The organism is Micromonospora lupini, from assembly GCF_026342015.1.
GTDB lineage: Bacteria > Actinomycetota > Actinomycetes > Mycobacteriales > Micromonosporaceae > Micromonospora > Micromonospora lupini_B.
Genome location: NZ_JAPENL010000001.1, coordinates 844385 through 863388 on the forward strand (window position 1 = coordinate 844385; position 19004 = coordinate 863388).

Annotated in this window: 20 protein-coding genes and 1 riboswitch; of the genes, 6 read left to right on the forward strand and 14 right to left on the reverse strand. The window is 71.3% G+C overall.

All coding sequences use genetic code 11. From position 1 onward, the window contains the following. The first annotated feature begins 18 nt into the window (after positions 1 to 18). Both OOJ91_RS03915 and OOJ91_RS03920 read left to right on the forward strand, forming a co-directional pair. Positions 19 to 855, forward strand: a complete 837-nt coding sequence (locus tag OOJ91_RS03915; RefSeq protein ID WP_266242525.1) for an alpha/beta fold hydrolase — start codon at positions 19 to 21, stop codon at positions 853 to 855. Continuing rightward, positions 848 to 1438, forward strand: a complete 591-nt coding sequence (locus OOJ91_RS03920) for a DinB family protein (RefSeq protein WP_266242527.1) — start codon at positions 848 to 850, stop codon at positions 1436 to 1438. The genes OOJ91_RS03915 and OOJ91_RS03920 overlap by 8 nt, the downstream gene beginning before the upstream one ends. 279 nt (positions 1439 to 1717) lie before the next feature. On the opposite strand, the gene OOJ91_RS03925 is transcribed toward OOJ91_RS03920, so the two are convergent. Then, positions 1718 to 2443 carry a hypothetical protein gene (locus OOJ91_RS03925; protein WP_266242529.1) on the reverse strand — a complete coding sequence of 242 codons (726 nt, stop codon included), beginning with the start codon at positions 2441 to 2443 and terminating at the stop codon, positions 1718 to 1720. Positions 2444 to 2701: 258 nt separating this feature from the next. Between OOJ91_RS03925 and OOJ91_RS03930 the strand changes: the two genes are divergently transcribed. Further along, entirely contained in the window at positions 2702 to 3709 is a 1008-nt protein-coding gene (locus OOJ91_RS03930) for a tyrosine-type recombinase/integrase (RefSeq protein WP_266242531.1), read from the forward strand. Between the two features lie 29 nt (positions 3710 to 3738). Here the strand turns inward: OOJ91_RS03930 and OOJ91_RS03935 are convergent, their stop codons facing one another. Then, positions 3739 to 4518 carry an endonuclease/exonuclease/phosphatase family protein gene (locus OOJ91_RS03935; RefSeq protein WP_266242533.1) on the reverse strand — a complete coding sequence of 260 codons (780 nt, stop codon included), beginning with the start codon at positions 4516 to 4518 and terminating at the stop codon, positions 3739 to 3741. Between the two features lie 180 nt (positions 4519 to 4698). Between OOJ91_RS03935 and OOJ91_RS03940 the strand changes: the two genes are divergently transcribed. Continuing rightward, the gene (locus tag OOJ91_RS03940) at positions 4699 to 5472 is read left to right on the forward strand and encodes a sulfite exporter TauE/SafE family protein (RefSeq protein ID WP_266242536.1); all 774 of its coding nucleotides are present in this window, start codon (positions 4699 to 4701) and stop codon (positions 5470 to 5472) included. 173 nt (positions 5473 to 5645) lie between these two features. Here the strand turns inward: OOJ91_RS03940 and def are convergent, their stop codons facing one another. Both def and OOJ91_RS03950 read right to left on the reverse strand, forming a co-directional pair. Continuing rightward, positions 5646 to 6155, reverse strand: a complete 510-nt coding sequence (gene def / locus OOJ91_RS03945) for a peptide deformylase (RefSeq protein WP_266242539.1) — start codon at positions 6153 to 6155, stop codon at positions 5646 to 5648. A gap of 31 nt (positions 6156 to 6186) precedes the next feature. Next, complete coding sequence (locus tag OOJ91_RS03950) at positions 6187 to 7383, reverse strand: chorismate-binding protein (RefSeq protein WP_439117016.1); 1197 nt, start codon at positions 7381 to 7383, stop codon at positions 6187 to 6189. 123 nt (positions 7384 to 7506) lie between these two features. Between OOJ91_RS03950 and OOJ91_RS03955 the strand changes: the two genes are divergently transcribed. Beyond that, on the forward strand, positions 7507 to 7707 hold the full coding sequence (locus tag OOJ91_RS03955) for a DUF5999 family protein (protein ID WP_007460326.1): 201 nt from the start codon (positions 7507 to 7509) through the stop codon (positions 7705 to 7707). Between the two features lie 122 nt (positions 7708 to 7829). Here the strand turns inward: OOJ91_RS03955 and gcvP are convergent, their stop codons facing one another. From gcvP to OOJ91_RS03970, 3 genes are all read right to left on the reverse strand, one after another. Next, complete coding sequence (gene gcvP, locus OOJ91_RS03960; RefSeq protein WP_266242563.1) at positions 7830 to 10652, reverse strand: aminomethyl-transferring glycine dehydrogenase; 2823 nt, start codon at positions 10650 to 10652, stop codon at positions 7830 to 7832. A 71-nt stretch (positions 10653 to 10723) separates the two neighbouring features. Continuing rightward, positions 10724 to 10822: riboswitch (glycine riboswitch) on the reverse strand. A 60-nt stretch (positions 10823 to 10882) separates the two neighbouring features. After that, positions 10883 to 11743 carry an NAD-dependent protein deacetylase gene (locus tag OOJ91_RS03965; protein WP_266242565.1) on the reverse strand — a complete coding sequence of 287 codons (861 nt, stop codon included), beginning with the start codon at positions 11741 to 11743 and terminating at the stop codon, positions 10883 to 10885. 50 nt (positions 11744 to 11793) lie between these two features. Then, on the reverse strand, positions 11794 to 12864 hold the full coding sequence (locus OOJ91_RS03970; protein WP_266242567.1) for a MerR family transcriptional regulator: 1071 nt from the start codon (positions 12862 to 12864) through the stop codon (positions 11794 to 11796). Positions 12865 to 12968: 104 nt separating this feature from the next. On the opposite strand from OOJ91_RS03970, the gene OOJ91_RS03975 reads away from it, so the two are divergent. After that, entirely contained in the window at positions 12969 to 13625 is a 657-nt protein-coding gene (locus OOJ91_RS03975) for an NAD(P)H-binding protein (RefSeq protein WP_266242569.1), read from the forward strand. A gap of 34 nt (positions 13626 to 13659) precedes the next feature. Here the strand turns inward: OOJ91_RS03975 and OOJ91_RS03980 are convergent, their stop codons facing one another. The 7 genes from OOJ91_RS03980 to odhI all read right to left on the reverse strand — a co-directional run bounded on the left by OOJ91_RS03980 (position 13660) and on the right by odhI (position 18957). Further along, a complete protein-coding gene (locus OOJ91_RS03980; protein ID WP_266242572.1) occupies positions 13660 to 14355 on the reverse strand; it encodes a DivIVA domain-containing protein in 696 nt (231 codons plus the stop codon). Then, positions 14352 to 15548 carry a globin domain-containing protein gene (locus OOJ91_RS03985; protein WP_266242573.1) on the reverse strand — a complete coding sequence of 399 codons (1197 nt, stop codon included), beginning with the start codon at positions 15546 to 15548 and terminating at the stop codon, positions 14352 to 14354. Before OOJ91_RS03985 ends, OOJ91_RS03980 begins: the two co-directional genes overlap by 4 nt. Before the next feature lie 2 nt (positions 15549 to 15550). Further along, a complete protein-coding gene (locus tag OOJ91_RS03990) occupies positions 15551 to 15949 on the reverse strand; it encodes a group I truncated hemoglobin (protein ID WP_266242574.1) in 399 nt (132 codons plus the stop codon). Between the two features lie 364 nt (positions 15950 to 16313). Next, positions 16314 to 16910, reverse strand: a complete 597-nt coding sequence (locus OOJ91_RS03995) for a MerR family transcriptional regulator (protein ID WP_266242576.1) — start codon at positions 16908 to 16910, stop codon at positions 16314 to 16316. 192 nt (positions 16911 to 17102) lie between these two features. Further along, positions 17103 to 17567 carry a bifunctional nuclease family protein gene (locus OOJ91_RS04000; protein WP_007460347.1) on the reverse strand — a complete coding sequence of 155 codons (465 nt, stop codon included), beginning with the start codon at positions 17565 to 17567 and terminating at the stop codon, positions 17103 to 17105. Positions 17568 to 17752: 185 nt separating this feature from the next. Further along, on the reverse strand, positions 17753 to 18454 hold the full coding sequence (gene ftsR, locus OOJ91_RS04005) for a transcriptional regulator FtsR (RefSeq protein WP_193376631.1): 702 nt from the start codon (positions 18452 to 18454) through the stop codon (positions 17753 to 17755). A 50-nt stretch (positions 18455 to 18504) separates the two neighbouring features. Further along, positions 18505 to 18957, reverse strand: a complete 453-nt coding sequence (gene odhI / locus OOJ91_RS04010) for an oxoglutarate dehydrogenase inhibitor Odhl (protein WP_007071101.1) — start codon at positions 18955 to 18957, stop codon at positions 18505 to 18507. Between the last annotated feature and the right edge of the window lie 47 nt (positions 18958 to 19004).

Genomic DNA, 19004 nt, shown 5'->3' on the forward strand with positions numbered 1-19004 from the left:
ACAGGGGAGAACCCCGCAATGAACCTGGCAGCCGACCGATCCACCGCAGCCGGCCCCGAGGTGGTGTGCCTGCCGATGTTCGCCACGACCCGCGCCGCCACGGCCACCGCCTTCGGCCCCGCCCTCGCCGGCGCCGACCTGCGCGAGACATACCTGGACCTACCCGGGCACGGCGACAGCCCGCCCACCTGCCCGCCCACCTCCCAGGCGCTGCTGGACACCGTCTGCGCCTGGCTCGACCATCACGTCGACGCACCAGTCCTGCTCGCCGGCGCCTCCTACGGCGCCTACCTCGCCGCCGGCATCGCGCGCCAACGACCCGACCTGGTCCGCGGCCTGCTCCTCGTCTGCCCGGGCATCACCATCGCACCGGCCAGCCGCACCCTGCCCGACCACCGCCCACCCCCCGGACCCGCCGGCTGGCTGGACGACGCCCCTACCGACCTGCGCACCCATCTCGACACCGCGCTCGGCCATCGCACCCCGAGCGTCGTCGCCACAGTGCTCGCCGCCCTGCGCTCCGGCGGCCCCGGCGACGACACCTTCCAACAGGCCCTGCGCACCGGCCCCGGATACGCGCTCCCCGACGAGATGACCGACACCCCCTACGACGGCCCCGTCAGCGTGCTCACCGGCCGACAGGACCACATCGTCGGCTACACCGACCAGTTCCACGCCATGCGCCGCTACCCCCGGGGCGCCTACACCGCGCTCGACCAGGCCGGGCACTACCTGCCCTACGAACAACCGGCGCTGCTGCGCGCGCTCACCCAGGACTGGCTGCGCCGGGCGCTGACCTCGCCGCCACGGCACGCGACGGCACGGCGCCCGCGCGACAATGGCGGGCATGACTGACCTGGGCGACACGAAAGCCGCGCTGCACCACTACCTCCGAAGGGCGCGCAACGGCCTGCTCTGGAAGCTCGACGGCCTCAGCGAACGCGAGGCCAGAACGCCGCGCACCGCGACCGGCAACAACCTGCTCGGAGTCGTCAAACACTGCCTCAACGTCGAAGCCGGCTACTTCGGGCCTACCTTCGGCCGGCAGTTCCCGACCCCTGCGGAACTGGTTCCCCTGGAGGCGTTCGACGACGACCCGCAGGCCGACTGGTACGCCCGCGAGGACGAGACGAAGGACGGCCTGATCGACCTGTACCGCCGCGTCGCGGTGTTCGCCGACGAGACGATCGACAAGCTCCCGCTCGACGCCCCCGGGCAGGTGCCCTGGTGGCGGCCGGGCCACCAGGACGCGACGCTGGCCCGGATCATCATCCACGTGACCTACGACCTCGCCCGACACGCCGGTCACGCCGACATCATGCGCGAGCAGTACGACGGCGCGATCGGTTGGCAGCAGGACAGCACCGCCGTCCCCGACGGGCAGGACTGGCCGGGGTACGTCAGCAAGCTGCGAAAGCTGGCCGACCACTTCGGATGACCACCCGCGTACCGCCCCCGAAACGGCGATCATGGCCTTCCGTACAGGTTCGATAATGTACATTATGTAAAGTAGCCTGGGTAGGAGGGTCCCCTCGCCGTCCCTGGCACGGCCACCGTCCGTGATGCCGCCGGCGAAGCGGGATGGACGCTCAGGAGGCCAACAGGTCGAAGTGCATACCCGCGAGGAAAAGCAAGAGCGCCATCCAGCGGAACACGTGTCCCGGCGACATCTCGACCAGCCTGCTGTTTCGAGCCGGCGCGCGGCTGCGGCGCCGTACTAGTCGCGCGTCAGGCCCGGCGGGCAGGCATCCTCGTCGGGTCGGACGAGGCGCACGTTGAGAAGCGGATTGAGGCGCAGGCCCGCGAGCACGAGCGCGCTGCCGCCGACGTCGGTCCAGGTGTCGTCCCAGAGGGCAGAGACGAGCCAGGAGTGATCCGCCGGAAAGAAGAGGTCGGGCAGCGCTCCGTCACCGCGCAGGTGACCGGTCCGCCAGGTGAGGGCCTGCTCGGGTCCGGCTTCGACGAGCACGTAGGACCAGCCTCCGTAGAGGCTGACCTTCGCCGCGCGCGGGAAGACGATGTCGTGGGCGCCGGTGTCGAGATAGCCAAGCCACCAGGGCTGGTCGGGAGTGGTCGCGGCGAGTTCACGGACGACGGCGTGTTCGTGGGCCTCCAGGCTGACGCCGTCGGGTGGATGGAACGTGGCGTACGCGCCGAAGACCGGCGGGATCGCCGCGGTGACCGCGAGGCCAGGTGTGGTGTGGCCGGCGATCCAGTCGACGTCGCGGGTCGTGCCGATCCGCCAGGTGCGCCCGTCGCCGGTACGTACGGAGTCCACGCCGGTCGCCGGGGCGCGTTCGTCGTGACCGTCGGGGACGACACCTGGTACCGCTTCTGGATCCCCGCCGGCCCGCCACTCGTGTCGCTCCGAGCAGCGTTCGGTGTAGGTGATCGGCAGGTGGGGCCGACCGCAGGTGGGGCAGTTCGCGGCTGGCGACGTCACGGTGGCCACGATACGTGCCTCTCGATCACCGCGACCCGTTTCCACGGCGGTCCGGCCGGCACGTCCACGAGATGGTGTCCGTACTCTTCGTACACCTGCTTGTGCACCTGCGCGAAGGTCAACGCATCGGCGCAGCTGAGCCGGCGTGCGGCGGTGTCGGATGAAGCCCGGCGGACCGATGACGTAGCGCCTGGGTTCGGGCATCGCTCCCCTCCTCCACTCTTCCCGGAAACGTGAAAATGCTGCATAATATCCCTTATGCATGACAAAAAGGACGAATCGCTCATGGTGTTGATCGAGGAGTTCCTGACCGCTCGGGCGACCCGCAAGCCCTCCCCGCACACCCTGGCGGCCTACCGGCGGGATCTGCACGCGGTGGCCGCGCTGGTGGCCGGGGACGACACCACTCCCCTCCCCCTCGACGCGCTGTCGATCAGCGACCTCTCCCCCCGTGTGCTGCGGGCGGCCTTCGCCCGGTTCGCCGCACCCCGGGCGCCCGCGTCGGTGCACCGCGCCTGGTCCACCTGGAACAGCTTCTTCACGTTCCTGGTCGCCGATCAGGTGGTGGCGGGCAATCCGATGCCGGCGGTCGGCCGGCCCCGGGCGCTGCTCCCCCAGCCGAAGCCGCTGCGCGGTGCGGACACTCCCGAGATGCTGCTCGCGTCGGTTGCCCGCGACGACGGTCGGCAGCGTGATCCGTGGCCGGAGCGGGACGTGGCGGTGGTGGCGGTGGCGTTGTGCGCGGGGTTGCGCCTGTCGGAGTTGTTGGCGCTGCGGGTCGGTTCGTTGGCGGGTCGACCGGGTGAGCGGCGGATCGAGGTCGCCGGCAAGGGCGGGCGTCCGCGGGTGGTGCCGATCGAGGCTGATCTGGACCGGGTGGTGGCGGACTACCTGGACAGTCGCCGTCGGCGTTTCGGGTCGCGGTCGGTACGCCCCGACTCGGCGTTGCTGGTGGACCGGCACGGTGAGCCGCTGCGCCGCGGTGGTCTGCAGTATCTGGTGGAGTCGTGTTATCGGCGGGCGGGGATCGGTGACCGGGTGCCGCGTGGGGCGCGGTTGCACGCGCTGCGGCACACGTTCGCGACGCGGTTGGCGGAGGACGGGGCGAGCGCCGCGGAGATCATGCGGTTGTTGGGGCACGCGTCGTTGGCGTCGTCGCAGACGTACATCGAGGTGACGGCCGGGCAGCAGCGGGATGCGATCCGTGCCAGCCGGACCAACCGGGCGTTGGCGGCTCTGCCCCCGGTGCGGGGCGCCACAGGGTGACCGGAAGTCAGCTGGCGCAGGCCCGCGGGTCAGCCGAGGTCGACGAGCAGGGGGCGGTGGTCGGAGATGGTGGACGGTGGGGCGGTGACGGCCCGTACGGGTGGGAGCTGGGTGAGGGCGTGCCGGTCGGCGAGGATGTGGTCGAGTTGGACGCGGGGTTGCCCGGAGGGGTAGGTGGGGCGTCGGCCCAGGGGTTGCCAGCGGGAGATGAGGCGGGCGGGGCCGGCGGGCAGGTTGAGGTCGCCGAGCAGGATGCGGGGGCCGGGTAGCGCGCGGAGGGCGCGCACGGTCTGGCGGAGTTGGCGGGCGTTCCAGCCGGGCACGAACGACAGGTGGGTCGCTGCGGCGGTGAGGGGGCCGTGTGGGGTGTCGAGGACGGCGGCGAGGACGACGCGGGGTTCGTCGTGCAGCAGGATGAGGCCGCCGCCGGGGCCGGGGACGTAGACAGGTGAGCGGACGGGCGCGGGTGTGAGTCGGGTGATGTGCCAGCTGCGGACGGGGTGTCGGCTGATGAGGCCGATGCCGTAGCAGGGTTCGCCGTGGCCGTCGTCGTCGTGGCGCAGGGGGCGGAACTGTTCGCCGGGGGTGCCGACGACGGCGGCCGCGAAGCGGTGGTGTGGCGCGTCGAGGGCGTGGGCGGCGATGGCGGTGAGGTCGTGGTTGCCGCTGCGGCGTTGGTCGCGGTCGACTTCCTGTAGGGCGAGTACGTCGGCGTCGAGGGCGGCTATGGCGGCGGCGAGTCGGTCGGGGTCGACGAGTCCGTCGGTGAGGGATCGTCCGTGCAGCAGGTTGAAGGTGGCCAGGCGCACTCCTGCACCCTACGTCCCCGTGGCAGGGTTGCCGTGTGGTGAAGGTGCTGCTGTGTTCGATGCTGGTGTTCGTGGCGGTCGGCGCGTTGGGGGTGTGGTTGCGGCGTTCGCGGGGCCGTTGAGGTGAGGCTTGCCACTTGGGGTCGGTCGGCCCTGACCCGGTAGGGAGAATTGCCGGCCGTGGACGCCGTATCGCTGAGTACGTTGCTTGTCGCCGCCGCGGCGGCCGGGTGGGTGGACGCTGTGGTCGGCGGCGGCGGGTTGCTGTTGTTGCCGGCGTTGCTGGTGGCCGCGCCGGGGTTGCCGGTGGCCACGGCGTTGGGCACGAACAAGTTGGCGGCGATCTTCGGTACGGCGACGGCGGCGGCGACGTATGCGCGGCGTACGACTGTCGACTGGCGGGTGGCGGGGCCGGCGGCGGGGTTGGCGGTGTGCGGCGCGGGGGTGGGTGCGGCGTTGGCCGGTGCGGTGCCGGCGTCGGCGTACCGGCCGGTGGTGTTGGTGGTGTTGGTGTCGGTGGCGGTGTTCGTGCTGCTGCGGCCGCGCCTGGGGGTGGTGGCGGCGCCGGAGCGGCGGACGCCGGTGCGGGTGGCGACGGTGGTGGCGGTGGCCGGGGTGGGCATCGCGTTGTACGACGGGTTGATCGGTCCGGGTACGGGGACGTTCCTGGTGGTGGCGTTCACGGCCCTGGTGGGTGCGGATTTCGTGCACGGGTCGGCGATGGCGAAGGTGGTCAACGCGGGGACGAACCTGGGTGCGTTGGTGGTGTTCGGGGTGACCGGGCACGTGTGGTGGTTGCTGGGCGCGGGGATGGCGGTGTGCAACATCGCGGGCGCGGTGGTGGGGGCGCGGATGGCGTTGCGTCGTGGTTCGGGGTTCGTGCGGGTGGTGCTGCTGGTGGTGGTGCTGGCGTTGGTCGCGAAGTTGGGTTACGACCAGTGGGTGGCCCGCTGACGCAGGCCCTAGGGCCTGTTTCATAAGAACTGGCCGGCCTGCGGCGGGCCCGGACGACGACCGGCGGCGTTGCGGTTTCGTCCGGATACAACACCGGTATCCGAACGAAACCGCGCCTTGCCGGATCGCCGCCCGGACTCCGCCTCGGCTCGACCGCCCTTATGAAACAGGCCCTAGGCGCGGCGGCTGGGTGAGTCGAAGCGGCCGGCGCGGATTTCGCGTAGGGCCCGGCGGCGGGTGTCTCCGCGCAGGGTGTCGACGTAGAGGGTGCCGCGCAGGTGGTCGGTTTCGTGTTGCAGGGCGCGGGCGAGGAAACCGGTGCCGGTGATGGTGAGGGGTTCGCCGTGCTGGTCGACGCCGTGGGCGGTGGCGTGCAGGGCGCGGGGGGTCGGGAAGTACAGCCCGGGGATGGACAGGCAGCCTTCCTCGTCGTCGGAGAGCTCGTCGGAGAGTTCGAGTGTGGGGTTGACGAGGTGGCCGCGGTGTCCGTCGGCGTCGTAGACGAAGACCTGGGCGTTGACGCCGATCTGTGGTGCGGCGACGCCGGCGCGGCCGGGTTCGCCGAGCAGGGTGTCCATCAGGTCGGTGACCAGGGCGCGCAGGTCGGCGTCGAAGGTGGTGACCGGGTCGCATTCGGTGCGCAGGACGGGGTCGCCGATGATCCGGATGGGCCGCATGGTCATGGGGGTCAGCGTATCGCCGTCGGTGGTGGGGTCAGTGTCCGGCCAGGGTGGCGCGGACGGGTGTGGTCTTCGCGGCGGCTTCGGCGACTTCGGCGTGGGCGTCGCTGTCCCAGGTGATGCCGCCGCCGGCCCAGGTGTGCAGGTGCTCGCCGTCGGCGGCGGCGGTGCGGATGGTCAGGCCGAGGTCGATGTGGCCGGGGGTGACCCAGCCGAGGGCGCCCATGCTGGCGCCGCGGCCGACGGGTTCTGCGGCGGCGATGTGGGTGAGGGCGGCGAGTTTGGGTGCGCCGGTGACGGAGCCGCCGGGGCAGGTGGCGCGTAGCAGGTCGGCGAGGCCGAGGCCGTCGGCGGGGGTGGCGCGGACTGTGGATTCGGCCTGCCAGAGGTCGCACCAGCGGCGCACGGCGAACAGGTCGTCGACGGTGACGGTGCCGGTGCGGGCGATGCGGGCGAGGTCGTTGCGTTCCAGGTCGACGATCATGATGTGTTCGGCGCGTTCCTTGGCGCTGGTGAGCAGTTCGGCGCGGCCGGTGGGGGTGGCGGGGCGGGTGCCTTTGATGGGTCGGGTGATGAGGTGTCCGTCGCGGAGCGCGATGAGGGTTTCCGGGGAGGCGCAGCCGATGGCCCAGTCGTCGCCGGTGAGGACGCCGCCGTAGCGGGCGCCGGGGAGCGCGCCGAGGCGGCGCAGGGCGGGCAGCGGGTCGCCGGTGTAGGGGGCGGCGGCGTGGCCGACGAGGTTGGCCTGGTAGAGGTCGCCGCGGGCGATGGCGTCGCGGACGGCGTCGACGGCGGTGGCGTGTTGCCGCGGTGTCCAGCTCTCGGTCCATTCGCCGAGCCACCAGGGTGTGGGTGGGGCGGGTGGTGTGGCGTGGGTGGGGCGGTGGTCGTAGACGACGACGGCGAGGTCGGGCAGGGTCGGTGCGGGTTCGGGCGCGGCGGTGGGGGCGCCGGCGAGGTGTGCTCCGGCGGCGGCGGAGAGGTAGAGGGCGGCGCCGCAGGGCCCGGTGGTGTCGTGGTGGTCGGTGGTGGGTCGGGTGAGGTCGCGCAGGTTCAGGCCGTGTGCGGCGAGGAACTCCTCGGCGAGCGCGGCGGGGTCGCCGCCGTCGGTGCGGCGCCAGTGCAGGCGTGCGCGTTCGGCGAGCGTGTCGCGACAGGCGGTGGGTGCTGCCGGCACATCGACCAGCACCTGTGGGAGCGTTTCCACGCCGTATGGTCCGACCTTCCTCATCCGTTCAGTGGATTTCCCGTACGCCAGGCCGACACCTGCTCGATGCTGGACACTTTCGCTTGGTACTGTGCGTCACTGGTCATGTGAACCATGACACAGTGCCCCCACAGTCCGGAGAACCCGATGTGCCAGCACCAACCGACCTGCCCCTCCGCTGAAGCCACCGACCGGGAAGCCGCACGAGTCCTCGCCTGCTTCCGTGAGCAGGGCTGGAGCCTGCTCTGCAACGGTGTCATAGTCTTCGAGGACACCGGCGAGCTACTCCCCGACGGCAGCAGCATCGCACCGCACCGCGGCCCCGCCCGCCACGCTCTCGTGGCCTGAACGACCACCCAGCGTCACCAATCGCCGCCGTCGACCCAGGCTGGTCCCCCGGTACGGGACATCGGAGCCCAGGTCGGCGCGGCTACCGGGGCGGCAGGACAACCGCCCCGGCGACACCGTCGTCAGTCCTCGAACGCCTCGGGCGACGGACACGAGCAGACCAGGTTCCGGTCGCCGTACGCGCCGTCGATGCGCCGCACCGGCGGCCAGTACTTCCCGGCCCGGTCCACCCCGGCCGGGTACGCGCCCACCGACCGCGGGTACGGGTGCGGCCACTCGTCGCCGCTGACCATCGCCGCGGTGTGCGGCGCGTTGGCCAGGGGGTTGTCCCCCGCCGGCCACTGCCCCGAACCCACCTGCTCGATCTCCGCCCGGATCGCGATCATCGCGTCGCAGAACCGGTCCAGCTCGGCCAGGTCCTCGCTCTCGGTCGGCTCCACCATCAGCGTCCCGGCGACGGGGAACGACATCGTCGGCGCGTGGAAGCCGTAGTCGATCAGCCGCTTCGCCACGTCGTCGACGCTCACGCCTGTCGCCTTCGTCAACGGCCGCAGGTCGAGGATGCACTCGTGCGCGACCAGGCCCTTGTTGCCGGCGTACAGCACCGGGAAGTGTCCCCGCAGCCGCGCGGCCACGTAGTTCGCCGCGAGGACTGCCACGCCTGTCGCCCGGGTCAGGCCCTCCGCGCCCATCATCCGCAGGTACGCCCACGGGATCGGCAGGATGCCCGCCGACCCGTACTTCGCCGCCGAGATCGCCGGCGTCGCGTCGGCGTGCGCGCCCAGCGGGTCGCCGGGCAGGAACGGCGCGAGGTGCGCGCGGACCGCCACCGGGCCGACGCCGGGGCCGCCGCCGCCGTGCGGGATGCAGAACGTCTTGTGCAGGTTCAGGTGCGACACGTCCGCGCCGAACTTCCCGGGCTTGGCGAACCCGACGAGGGCGTTGAGGTTCGCGCCGTCGACGTACACCTGCCCGCCGGCGTCGTGGACCTTCGCGCACAGCGACGCGATGCCCGTCTCGTAGACGCCGTGCGTCGACGGGTACGTCACCATGATCGCGGCGAGCGCGTCGCGGTGCTTGTCGATCTTCGCGTCCAGGTCGACGAGGTCGACGTTGCCGTCGTCGTCGCAGGCCACCACGACGACCCGCATGCCGGCCATCACGGCCGACGCGGCGTTCGTGCCGTGCGCCGACGACGGGATCAGGCACACGTCGCGGTGCGTGTCACCCCGCGACGCGTGGTACGAGCGGATGGCCAGCAGGCCGGCCAGTTCACCCTGCGACCCGGCGTTGGGTTGCACGCTCACCGCGTCGTAGCCGGTCACCTCGGCCAGCCACGACTCCAGCTGCCCGATCATCTCCCGGTACCCGGCGGTCTGCGCGTCCGGCGCGAACGGGTGGATGTTTGCGAACTCCGCCCAACTGACCGGCTCCATCTCGGTGGTCGCGTTCAGCTTCATCGTGCACGACCCCAGCGGGATCATGCCCCGGTCCAGGGCGTAGTCGAAGTCCGACAGCCGCCGCAGGTAGCGCAGCATCGCCGTCTCCGAGTGGTGGCTGCGGAACACCGGGTGGGTGAGGAAGTCACTCGTGCGGGTCAACGCCGCGGGCAGGGCCCGGTCGCCGTCGCCGTCGAGGGCGTCCACGCCGAACGCCGCCCACACCGCGCGCAGGTGCGCCACGGTGGTCGTCTCGTCGCAGGACATCCCCACCCGGTCGGCGTCGACCAGCCGCAGGTTCACGCCACGCTCGGCGGCGGCCGCGACGACCTGCGCCGCCGCGCCCGGCACGGTCGCGGTGACGGTGTCGAAGAACGCGACGTCCGCGACGTCGACGCCGCCGGCGCGCAGCCCGGCCGCGAGCCGCGCCGCCATGGCATGGGTACGCGTCGCGATGTCCCGCAGCCCGTCCGGGCCGTGGTAGACGGCGTACATGCCGGCCATCACGGCGAGGAGCACCTGCGCGGTGCAGATGTTGCTTGTCGCCTTCTCCCGCCGGATGTGCTGCTCGCGGGTCTGCAACGCCAACCGGTACGCCGGGTTGCCGTCGGCGTCGCGGGACACCCCGACGAGACGGCCGGGCAGCATCCGCTCCAGGCCGGCGCGTACCGCCAGGTAGCCGGCGTGCGGCCCACCGAAGCCCATGGGTACGCCGAAGCGTTGGGTGGTGCCCGCGGCGATGTCCGCGCCGATCTCCCCCGGCGCGCGCAGCAGCGTCAACGCCAGCAGGTCCGCCGCGACGGTGACCAGGGCCCCGACGGTGTGCGCCGCCTCGACGAGACCCGTGTGGTCGCGCACCGCCCCGGACGCCCCCGGGTACTGCAGGTGCAGGCCGAAGAACTCGGCGGGCAGCTCGTCGCCCTCGACGTCGACGACCCGCACGTCGATGCCGAGCGGCTCGGCCCGGCTGGTGATCACCGCGATGGTCTGCGGCAGGGCGTCGGCGTCGACGACGTACACCGGGCTCTTGCTCTTCGACGCGCGGCGGGCGAGGGTCATGGCCTCCGCGGCGGCGGTGCCCTCGTCGAGCATCGAGGCGTTCGCGGTGGTCAGGCCGGTCAGGTCGGTGACCATCGTCTGGAAGTTCAGCAGCGCCTCCAGGCGGCCCTGGCTGATCTCCGGCTGGTACGGCGTGTACGCCGTGTACCAGGCCGGGTCCTCCAGCACGTTGCGGCGGATCACCGCCGGGGTGTGCGTGCCGTGGTAGCCCATGCCGATCATCGACACGGCGACGCTGTTACGCGCGGCGAGGGCCCGCAGCTCGGCGAGCGCCTCGGCCTCGGTGGCCGCCTCCGGCAGGTCGAGGGTGCCGTGCCAGCGGATCACCTCGGGGATCGCGGCGTCCATCAACTCGTCGATCGAGTCGTGGCCGACGACCTCCAGCATGCGGCGCTCGTCGTCCGCTCCGGGACCGATGTGACGGGTGGCGAACTGCTCTACGGACATCAGGGGCGCTCCCGGGCGAGGTCGACGGATCGGCCTCCCCCTCTGTCGCGCCCGCACAGCGCTCCACAGTGCCTGCCCACGAGGTCCTTTTGCCTGAGAGGTTCCGGGGAGGATTTGCCCCTTCGGCGCCGCCCCTGGTGCTGTCGGGCGGTCTCTCCCACGTGGGTGGTACCGGCATGGTCAACGCTACCAGCGCCGGTGTTTCCGGCAGATGTCCTACCCCTGTGACGTCACACGCCGGCCGGCGCGGCCAGCGGCGCGGCCCCACCGGCCACCCGGTCGGCCAGCGCCGGCAGCACCGCCCCCAGCGGCGCGTCGACGCACACCGTGGCGTACCCGTCACCCCGGGTCGGCCCCTGGTTGACGATCGCCACCGCAATGCCCCGTTTCGCCGCCCGGATCACGAACCGCCGCCCCGACATGACAGTCAACGACGACCCGAGCACCACCACCGCCCGCGCCTGCTCCACAAGCGTGAAACACCGCGCCACCCGCTGCGGTGGCACCGTCTCGCCGAAGAACACCACGTCCGGTTTCAGCATCCCCGTCCCGCAGATCCCGCAGTCCACCGGCCGGAAACCGGCCACCTGCCCGTCGGGGAGATCCACATCACCGTCCGGGTTGACCGCGGCCACGCGAGCCACGAAATCCGGGTTGGCCTCGCGCAGCCGCCGGTCCACCTCCTCCCGGGAGGTCAGGTTGCCGCAGTCCAGGCACACCACCTCGTCGAGACGGCCGTGCAACTCGACCACCCGGTCGCTGCCGGCGGCGCCGTGCAGCCCGTCGACGTTCTGCGTGATCACCGCGTCGACCAGACCGGCGCGTTGCAGCCGCGCCACCGCCCGGTGCCCGTCGTTCGGCGCCGCCCGCGCGATCAACCGCCACCCCAGGTGGCTACGCGCCCAGTACCGCCGCCGCGCGAGGGGATCCCTGGTGAACGCCTGGAACGTCATCGGCGTGTGCCGGCGGGCCACCCCGCTGGGCCCCCGATAGTCCGGAATACCCGATTCGGTGGACAGGCCCGCACCGCTGAGCACCACCACCCCACCACCGGCCACCAGCGAGGTCAACGCCTCCAGGCTGTTCGTCACCCCTCCATGCTGCCTCAGCGCACCCGCCGACGCCGAACACCCGCCGCCGACTACACCGCGACGACGTCCGCGACGACGCAGGCGATGTTGTCCGGCGCCCCCGCGGCCCGCGCCGCGGCGATCAGGTCCCGCACCGCCCGCTCCGGATCGGCCGCCGCGCGCAGCGTCGCGAACAGGTCACCCCGGTCCACGACAGCCCACAGCCCGTCGGAGCACAACAGGTACCGGTCACCGGGCAACGCCGTGCGCAGCGCCAGGTCGGCCTCGACCTGCGTACCGCCGCCGAGCGCGCGCACCAGCAACGCCCGCTGCGGATGCGCGCCCGCCTCGTCGCGGTCGAGCCGACCCTGATCCACCTGGGCCTGCACCCACGTGTGGTCCTGCGTCAGCAGGGACAGCTCACCGTCGCGCAGCAGGTACGCCCGGGTGTCACCGACGTGCACCACCGCCAGGTGGGTGCCGCTGCGCAGCAGCGCGGTGAGCGTCGTCGCCGGCTGGTGCTCGTCGGTAGCCAGCCGCCGCACCACACGGTCGGCGTCGGTGACCGCCCCCGCCAGCATCGTCAACAGGTCGACGGCCGACCCGTCGACGAGATCCACAACTGTGAGGGCATCGACGGCGGCGGCGCTGGCGACCGCGCCCCCGGGCCCCCGCACCCCGTCGGCGACCGCCAGCAACCGGTCACTGGCGTACGCGACGTCCTCGTTGCTGTCCCGCACGATCCCGCTGTCACAGCCGGCGGCACAGCGGACGGCGACGGCACTGTTCGTTCTCGACGACATGGTGGCGCTCCCTTCGGACAGGTGATCCACGAGAAGGCCCGCGAGCCGCGCCCGCGCCGCCGTGTCGACCGACACCTGCCGCCAGTACGCGGTGACCGCCTCCGCCGCCGCCGCTGGCTCCAGGTCGCACACGGCGCGGATCCGCGCCAGCGGCATGCCGATGCGCCGCAACTGGGCCACCAGCCGCGCCAGCGGCACCTGCCGCGGGTCATAGAGCCGGTAGCCCGACTCGGGATCCACCGCTGCCGGCGCCAGCACCCCCACCCGCGCGTACAGGCGCAACGCCTTCGGCGTCAGGCCCGCCGCCCGGGCGAAAGCCCCGATGGTCAGCAACCCCACGACGGCAACCTCCTCGCACCGGCCACCGTGACCGGCAGACACCACCCTGGGGGTTGCCCGCAGGTCAAGGTCAAGCCCGCCGGCCACGCCGGTAGGTTGAGCACATGCGTGTCGTCATCGCCGGAGGCCACGGCAAGATCGCCCTGCTGCTGGAACGTCACCTCACCGACCGCGGCGACACCGCCGTCGGCCTCATCCGCAACCCCGACCAAGCCGACGCCCTACGCGCCGTCGGCGCCACCCCTGTCGTCTGCGACCTGGAACACGCCGACGTCGACGAGGTCGCCGCGCACCTGCGCCACGCCGACGCGGTCATCTTCGCCGCAGGCGCCGGCCCCGGCAGCGGCGCCGACCGCAAGGACACCGTCGACCGGGCCGCCGCCGCGCTGCTCGCCGACGCCGCCACCCGCGCCGGCGTCCACCGCTACCTGCTGGTCTCCTCCATGGGCGTCGACACGCCACCCGCCGCCGGCACCGACGACGTGTGGGCCGCCTACCTGCGCGCCAAACGAGCCGCCGAGGACGACCTACGCGCCCGCGACCTGACCTGGACGGTGCTGCGCCCCGGCCGGCTCACCGACGACGAACCCACCGGGCAGGTCACCCTCACCCGACACGCCGACCGGGGCGCCGTCAGCCGCGCCGACGTCGCCCTGGTCCTCGCCGCGCTCCTCGACGAACCCCGCACCGCCGGCGCGACCCTCGAACTCGTGAACGGACCGACACCGATCGCCGACGCCGTCCGCGCCACCACGACCTGACCCGGGGTTGGGGGACGCCCCAACCCCGGGTCGGTCACCGCTGGTGGTGACGCGGCAACGCCGCCTGCCCCGCCGCACCACCCACGAAGGGCGCCCCCGGCGTCTCCTTCGCGATCCGGTCCATCGTGCGGGCCAACTGCTCACTGCCGTCGTCGAGATGCCGCGCCGCCGCCTGCATGTGCGACACCATCATCTCCCCGAAGATCCGCAACGCCTCCCGGGTCGCGACCGTGTCGTCGAAGCTCGACCCGGCCGAACTGCGGTACTCCGCCACCGCCCGCTCAGCCTCCTGCTTCGCCTCCTCCGCCGCCGCCCGCATGTAACTCTCGTACTGCACCCGGGCGTACTCGGCGACCCGCCGCGCATAGTCGTGCGCTTGCGCGATGATCTGCTCGGCCTCCCGCTGCGCCGCCGACAGCAGATTCACCTCCTTCGCCGCCGGCACCTTCGCCGCCGCCGGAGTGCTCGGGATCACCCCATGCCTGTGCAACTCCACCCGATCGGTGAGCCGCTCGTTCTCCGCCCGCAAATTCGCGATCTGCGTCGCCAACAGATCCAACTCGTCGGCGACCTGCACCCGGAACCGGTCCACGTCCGCGTTGTCGTAGCCACGCCGCGCGAACGGCGCCGACCCGAACTCCCACCGCCGAACCCGGTCGGAGGTCATCCGCACCTGCACACCGCCGGTCACCTGCATCCCGTCGTACCGGCTGATCGGGGTCGCGCTCACCGCTCACGCCTCTCGTTCGCGACTACGGGGCCCGCGAGGCCCTCACTCGACTGCTGGACCGCCGTACGCCACGCCGGGCCGTACCACTGCTTGCCCAGACCCTCGTGATGCACCTGACCCTCGTGGTAACCCGCCCGCGCCAACGTCTGCACCGCGTGCGACACCATCTCGTCCGACCCGCACACGTACACGTGCCGCGAACGCCAGTCACCATCGGCCAACGCCCGGTCCACCGCGTACACGAACTCACCCGGCCGGTTCACGTCCGCGCCCACCACGTACGTCACCGTCAACCACGGAAACGACGACGCCACCTTGTCGATCGCGTCGCTGTCGTAGAACTCGCTTGGCGACCGCGCACCCACATACAGATCCACGCGACGACGGGAACCCTCCGCGGCGACCTGCTCCACCAACGCCTTCACCGGCGCCCAGCCGGTACCCGACGCCAACAGCAACAGATCACTTGAACCCGCCGACCACAACGCCAGGCGCTCCCCCACCGGCGCGGCCAGATGCACACGGTCCCCCACCGCCGACCCGTACACCAACCGCGACGACACCGCGCCACCCGGAGCGGCCCGCACATGCAACTCCAGCGTGCCGTCCGCCCGCGGCGCGTTCGCCGGCGAGTAGTACCGCCACGACCGCACCGACGGATGCGACACCCCGATCGACTGACCCGGAGTGAACGGCAAGAGGTACTGCGGGCGCACCGTCAACACCGCCACGTCGAACGCCCGCCGCTCATGGGCCACGATCTCCGCCACCCACCACGGCGGGTTCACCGCCTCCGCGGCCTGCGCCGCCTCCACCATCACCTGCGCGATCAGCCCGTACGCCGCCGCCCAGTCCTGAGCCAGCTCATCGGTCCACTGGTCGCCGAGGAAATGCTGCAACGTCGCCAACAGCGCCTCACCGACCGCCGGATAGTGCTCCGCGCGGACCGCGAACTTCCGGTGATCCGCGCCCAGGTCCTGCAGGAAACCCACAAGCCGATCGACCTGATCCACATGGGACACGATGTGCCCCAACGCGGTGACCAGACGGTCACGCTGCCCCGCCATGTTCGTGGGGAACATCTGCCGCGTCTCGGGATGCGACAGAAACAACGTCGAATAGAAGTAGAGCGGCACCTCGTCGCCGTGACCGGCGACGAGAGACCAACTCTGCTTGAGCCGGGCCTCGTCCACGCTCAGACGCCCGGACGCTCTCCGGCGGCCACCACCTGGTCCTGCACCTGCGCCAGCACCGCCCGCACGTCGTCCTGCACGTCGGCCGGAACACCCAACTCGCCAAGCGTCGCGATCAGGTACTCACCCACCTTGGCGTAGTGCGCCACCGGAATGCCCAACGGCTGATGCGCCTCGGCCAACCCGCGACCCGTGTACTCGTTCGGACCGCCCAACACCACAGTCAACATCAACGCCAGGTGCCGACGCTGACCCGCCATGTCCACAGTGGCGAAATAACCCGCCAACTCCGGATCGGCGAGCACCTTGTCGTAGAACAGCTCCACGGCCGCCTTCACCGAACTCGCGCCGCCGATGCGGTCGTAATTCGAGGGGGGAGCGGTCTCTTCCGTAACCGTCACGGTCGTTCCTTCCGGGGTGACAGGTCGCGCGCGCGGTGACGCGCAGGGGCAACGGCCACCGACGTCACACCGCCAAGCCACGGCGCCGCACCGGGGACCGTGACGGACCATAGCGTGCCCGCGACCTCCGGTCAGGGCCCCCCTATCGGTTTCCCGACAGTTGACGCACACACACCGTCACCACAGTCGACCCCGAAGATCCACCGTCGGCGACCAGGAGAACACCCACCGTATCCACTGTGGAATCGACCACCCGGGGAATCGTCACCCGGACCCCACGACCTGACCCACAGTCACCAGACGGCCGCAGCCAAAAAAGTCACAAGAGTTGACGGGACGCGCACCAGCAGACGCGCAGCGCGACTCAGCCGGCCCGCCGCCGTGCCCGCCGCGCCGCCAACTCGTCACCCACCGGATCCGACGCGGACCCCACCACCGGCTCCACTGGGCCGCTCACCGCCGGCTCCGCCGGCAGATGCGACAACGACCCCTGAATCTCCTTGAACGCCCCGCCGATCGCGATCCCGAAGACGCCCTGCCCACCCTGCAACAGGTCGACCACCTCCTCCGGCGACCGACACTCGTACACGGTCGTCCCGTCGGAGATCAGCGTGATACCCGCCAGATCCTCCACACCACGCGACCGCAACGCCTCGATCGCCTTACGGATGTTCTGCAGGGACACCCCCGCGTCCAACAACCGCTTCACGACCTTCAACACCACCAGATCCCGGAACGAGTACAACCGCTGCGTCCCCGAACCCGACGCGTCCCGCACGCTCGGCACCACAAGCGTCGTCCGCGCCCAGTAATCCAACTGCCGATAACTGATGCCCACCGCGTGGCAGGCCGTCACACCCCGGTAGCCAACCGCACCCTCACCCTCAGCCACCCCATGAGGCGACGAGGCACCAGGCTCGTCGAACTGTCCACCCGGATCGGAATCCCGCGGCTCGTGCATCCGGACAACCTCCCCGTCAGTGTGGCGACGCGCCGTTTCCTCCGACGCGCACCCCTCGACACGGCAACCCTAACGCCACCGTCAGGGGTTACCACGGAGGAACCGACGCGACACGCCGCGCAGCCACCGAGAAAGATCACCCACCACGCGACGACGTCACCCACCGTGACACCAGCGCGGGAACCACGCCACTCAGCCCGCGAAATCCTCCGGACGCACCTGCTCCAGGAACTCGCGGAACTTCTCCACCTCGTCCTCCTGCTCATCGGGGATAACGATCCCCGCCTCGCTGAGGACCTGCTCCGCACAACGAATCGGCGCACCGACCCGCAACGCCAACGCGATCGAATCGCTCGGCCGCGCCGACACCCGCACCCCATCGCCGATCAACAGATCCGCGTAGAACACGTTCTCCTTCAGCTCGGTGATCTCCACCGCCTGCAACGGCGCCTGCAACGCCGCCAACACATCCCGCAAAAGATCATGCGTCAACGGACGGGCCGGCTTGACCCCCTGCTGCTCATAAGCGATAGCCGTAGCCTCGACCGCGCCGATCCAGATCGGCAGATAGCGGTCGCCCTCGACCTCCCTGAGCAGGACGATCGGCTGGTTGCTGGGCAGCTCCACCCGAACTCCGACCACGCTCAGCTCGCGCACCGCCGCCTCCGTGTCGTTGTCACCTATGCCGCACCGCGCCCTTCCCTGCACGGTACACGGACCGCAACACGGCCGTCCGATGCGCTTCAGCACCACGCCCGCGCCAGAAAGGGGTTACCCCGGCAAGCCTACGGCACGCTTCGGAGAAGAGATCTTTCCGCTCCACCGCCACCTGCCGGGCACCCTCACCGACCCAACGTCGACCGCAGCCCCACCCGCACCAACGCCGCGTGCAACTGCTCCGACAACGCCACCAACTCCCGCGCCGTCTCCGCCGCCCGCGCCCGCGCCGCCGGATCACTCTGCCGCGCCAACGGCGCCACCAACTGCGCGAACAACCCGACCTCACGATCGGCCGCACTCCGGTAACCCCGCAGATGCCGCGGCTCCAACCCGTACGCCGCCAAACCCGCCACCGCCGACGCGATGATCAACGCATCCGCGTCATACCACCCCGGCGGATCCGACACCAGCACACCGAGCCGCTCCAACTCCACCAGAGTCGACTCGTCGATCCCACTACGGGCCACCAGCTCAGCCCGGCCGAGCCGCACCTGCGACGACTCGGCCGGCTCCGCCGACTCCCGACCCGGCACCGCACCATCGGGCCCCACCGCGACCAACGCCGGCCGTGACCGCTCCGGCTGCTCGCCTGACGAATCCCACTGGGCCAACTGCTCACGGATCACCCGCAACGGCAGGTACCGGTCCCGCTGCGCGGTCAACACGAACCGCAGCCGCGCCACATCGTCCCAGCTGTACTTCCGGTAACCCGCCGCCGTCCGCTGCGGCTCCACAAGCCCCTCGGCCTCGAGGAACCGCAGCTTCGAAATGGTCGTGTCCGGGAAATCCACCCGCAACTGCCCCAGCACCTCACCGATGCTCATCAGCGGCTGGGACCGGGCCGCCCCGGGTGGCGTGGAGGCCGCAGGCTCGTTCACCCCCGGCCGGCCTCCTCCTCCGGGCGCGGACCGGCGATGAACACCACCCGGAACTTACCGATCTGAACCTCGTCACCATTGCTCAACGTGGCCGCCTCGACCCGCTCACGATTCACGTACGTGCCGTTCAGGCTACCCACGTCCCGCACCGTGAACGTCCCACCATCCCGGTGGAACTCCGCGTGCCGGCGCGACACCGTCACATCGTCGAGGAAGATGTCACTGTCCGGATGCCGGCCACTCGTCGTCACATCGTGGTCCAACAGGAACCGGGCACCCGCATTCGGGCCGCGACGAACCACCAGCAGCGCCATGCCCGGCGGCAACGAACCGGACATCCGGCTCGGCACCACATCGGTGTCCGGCCCTTCCAGCACTTCGTCGAGCGAGCCGAGATTGAGCGTCGAGGTGACGTCGAGTGGGGGGAACTCGTCGTCTGGGCGCGTCATGGGACCACCTCACGGATCTGTTCGGTCGGCGTCGGGTAATGGCGGGT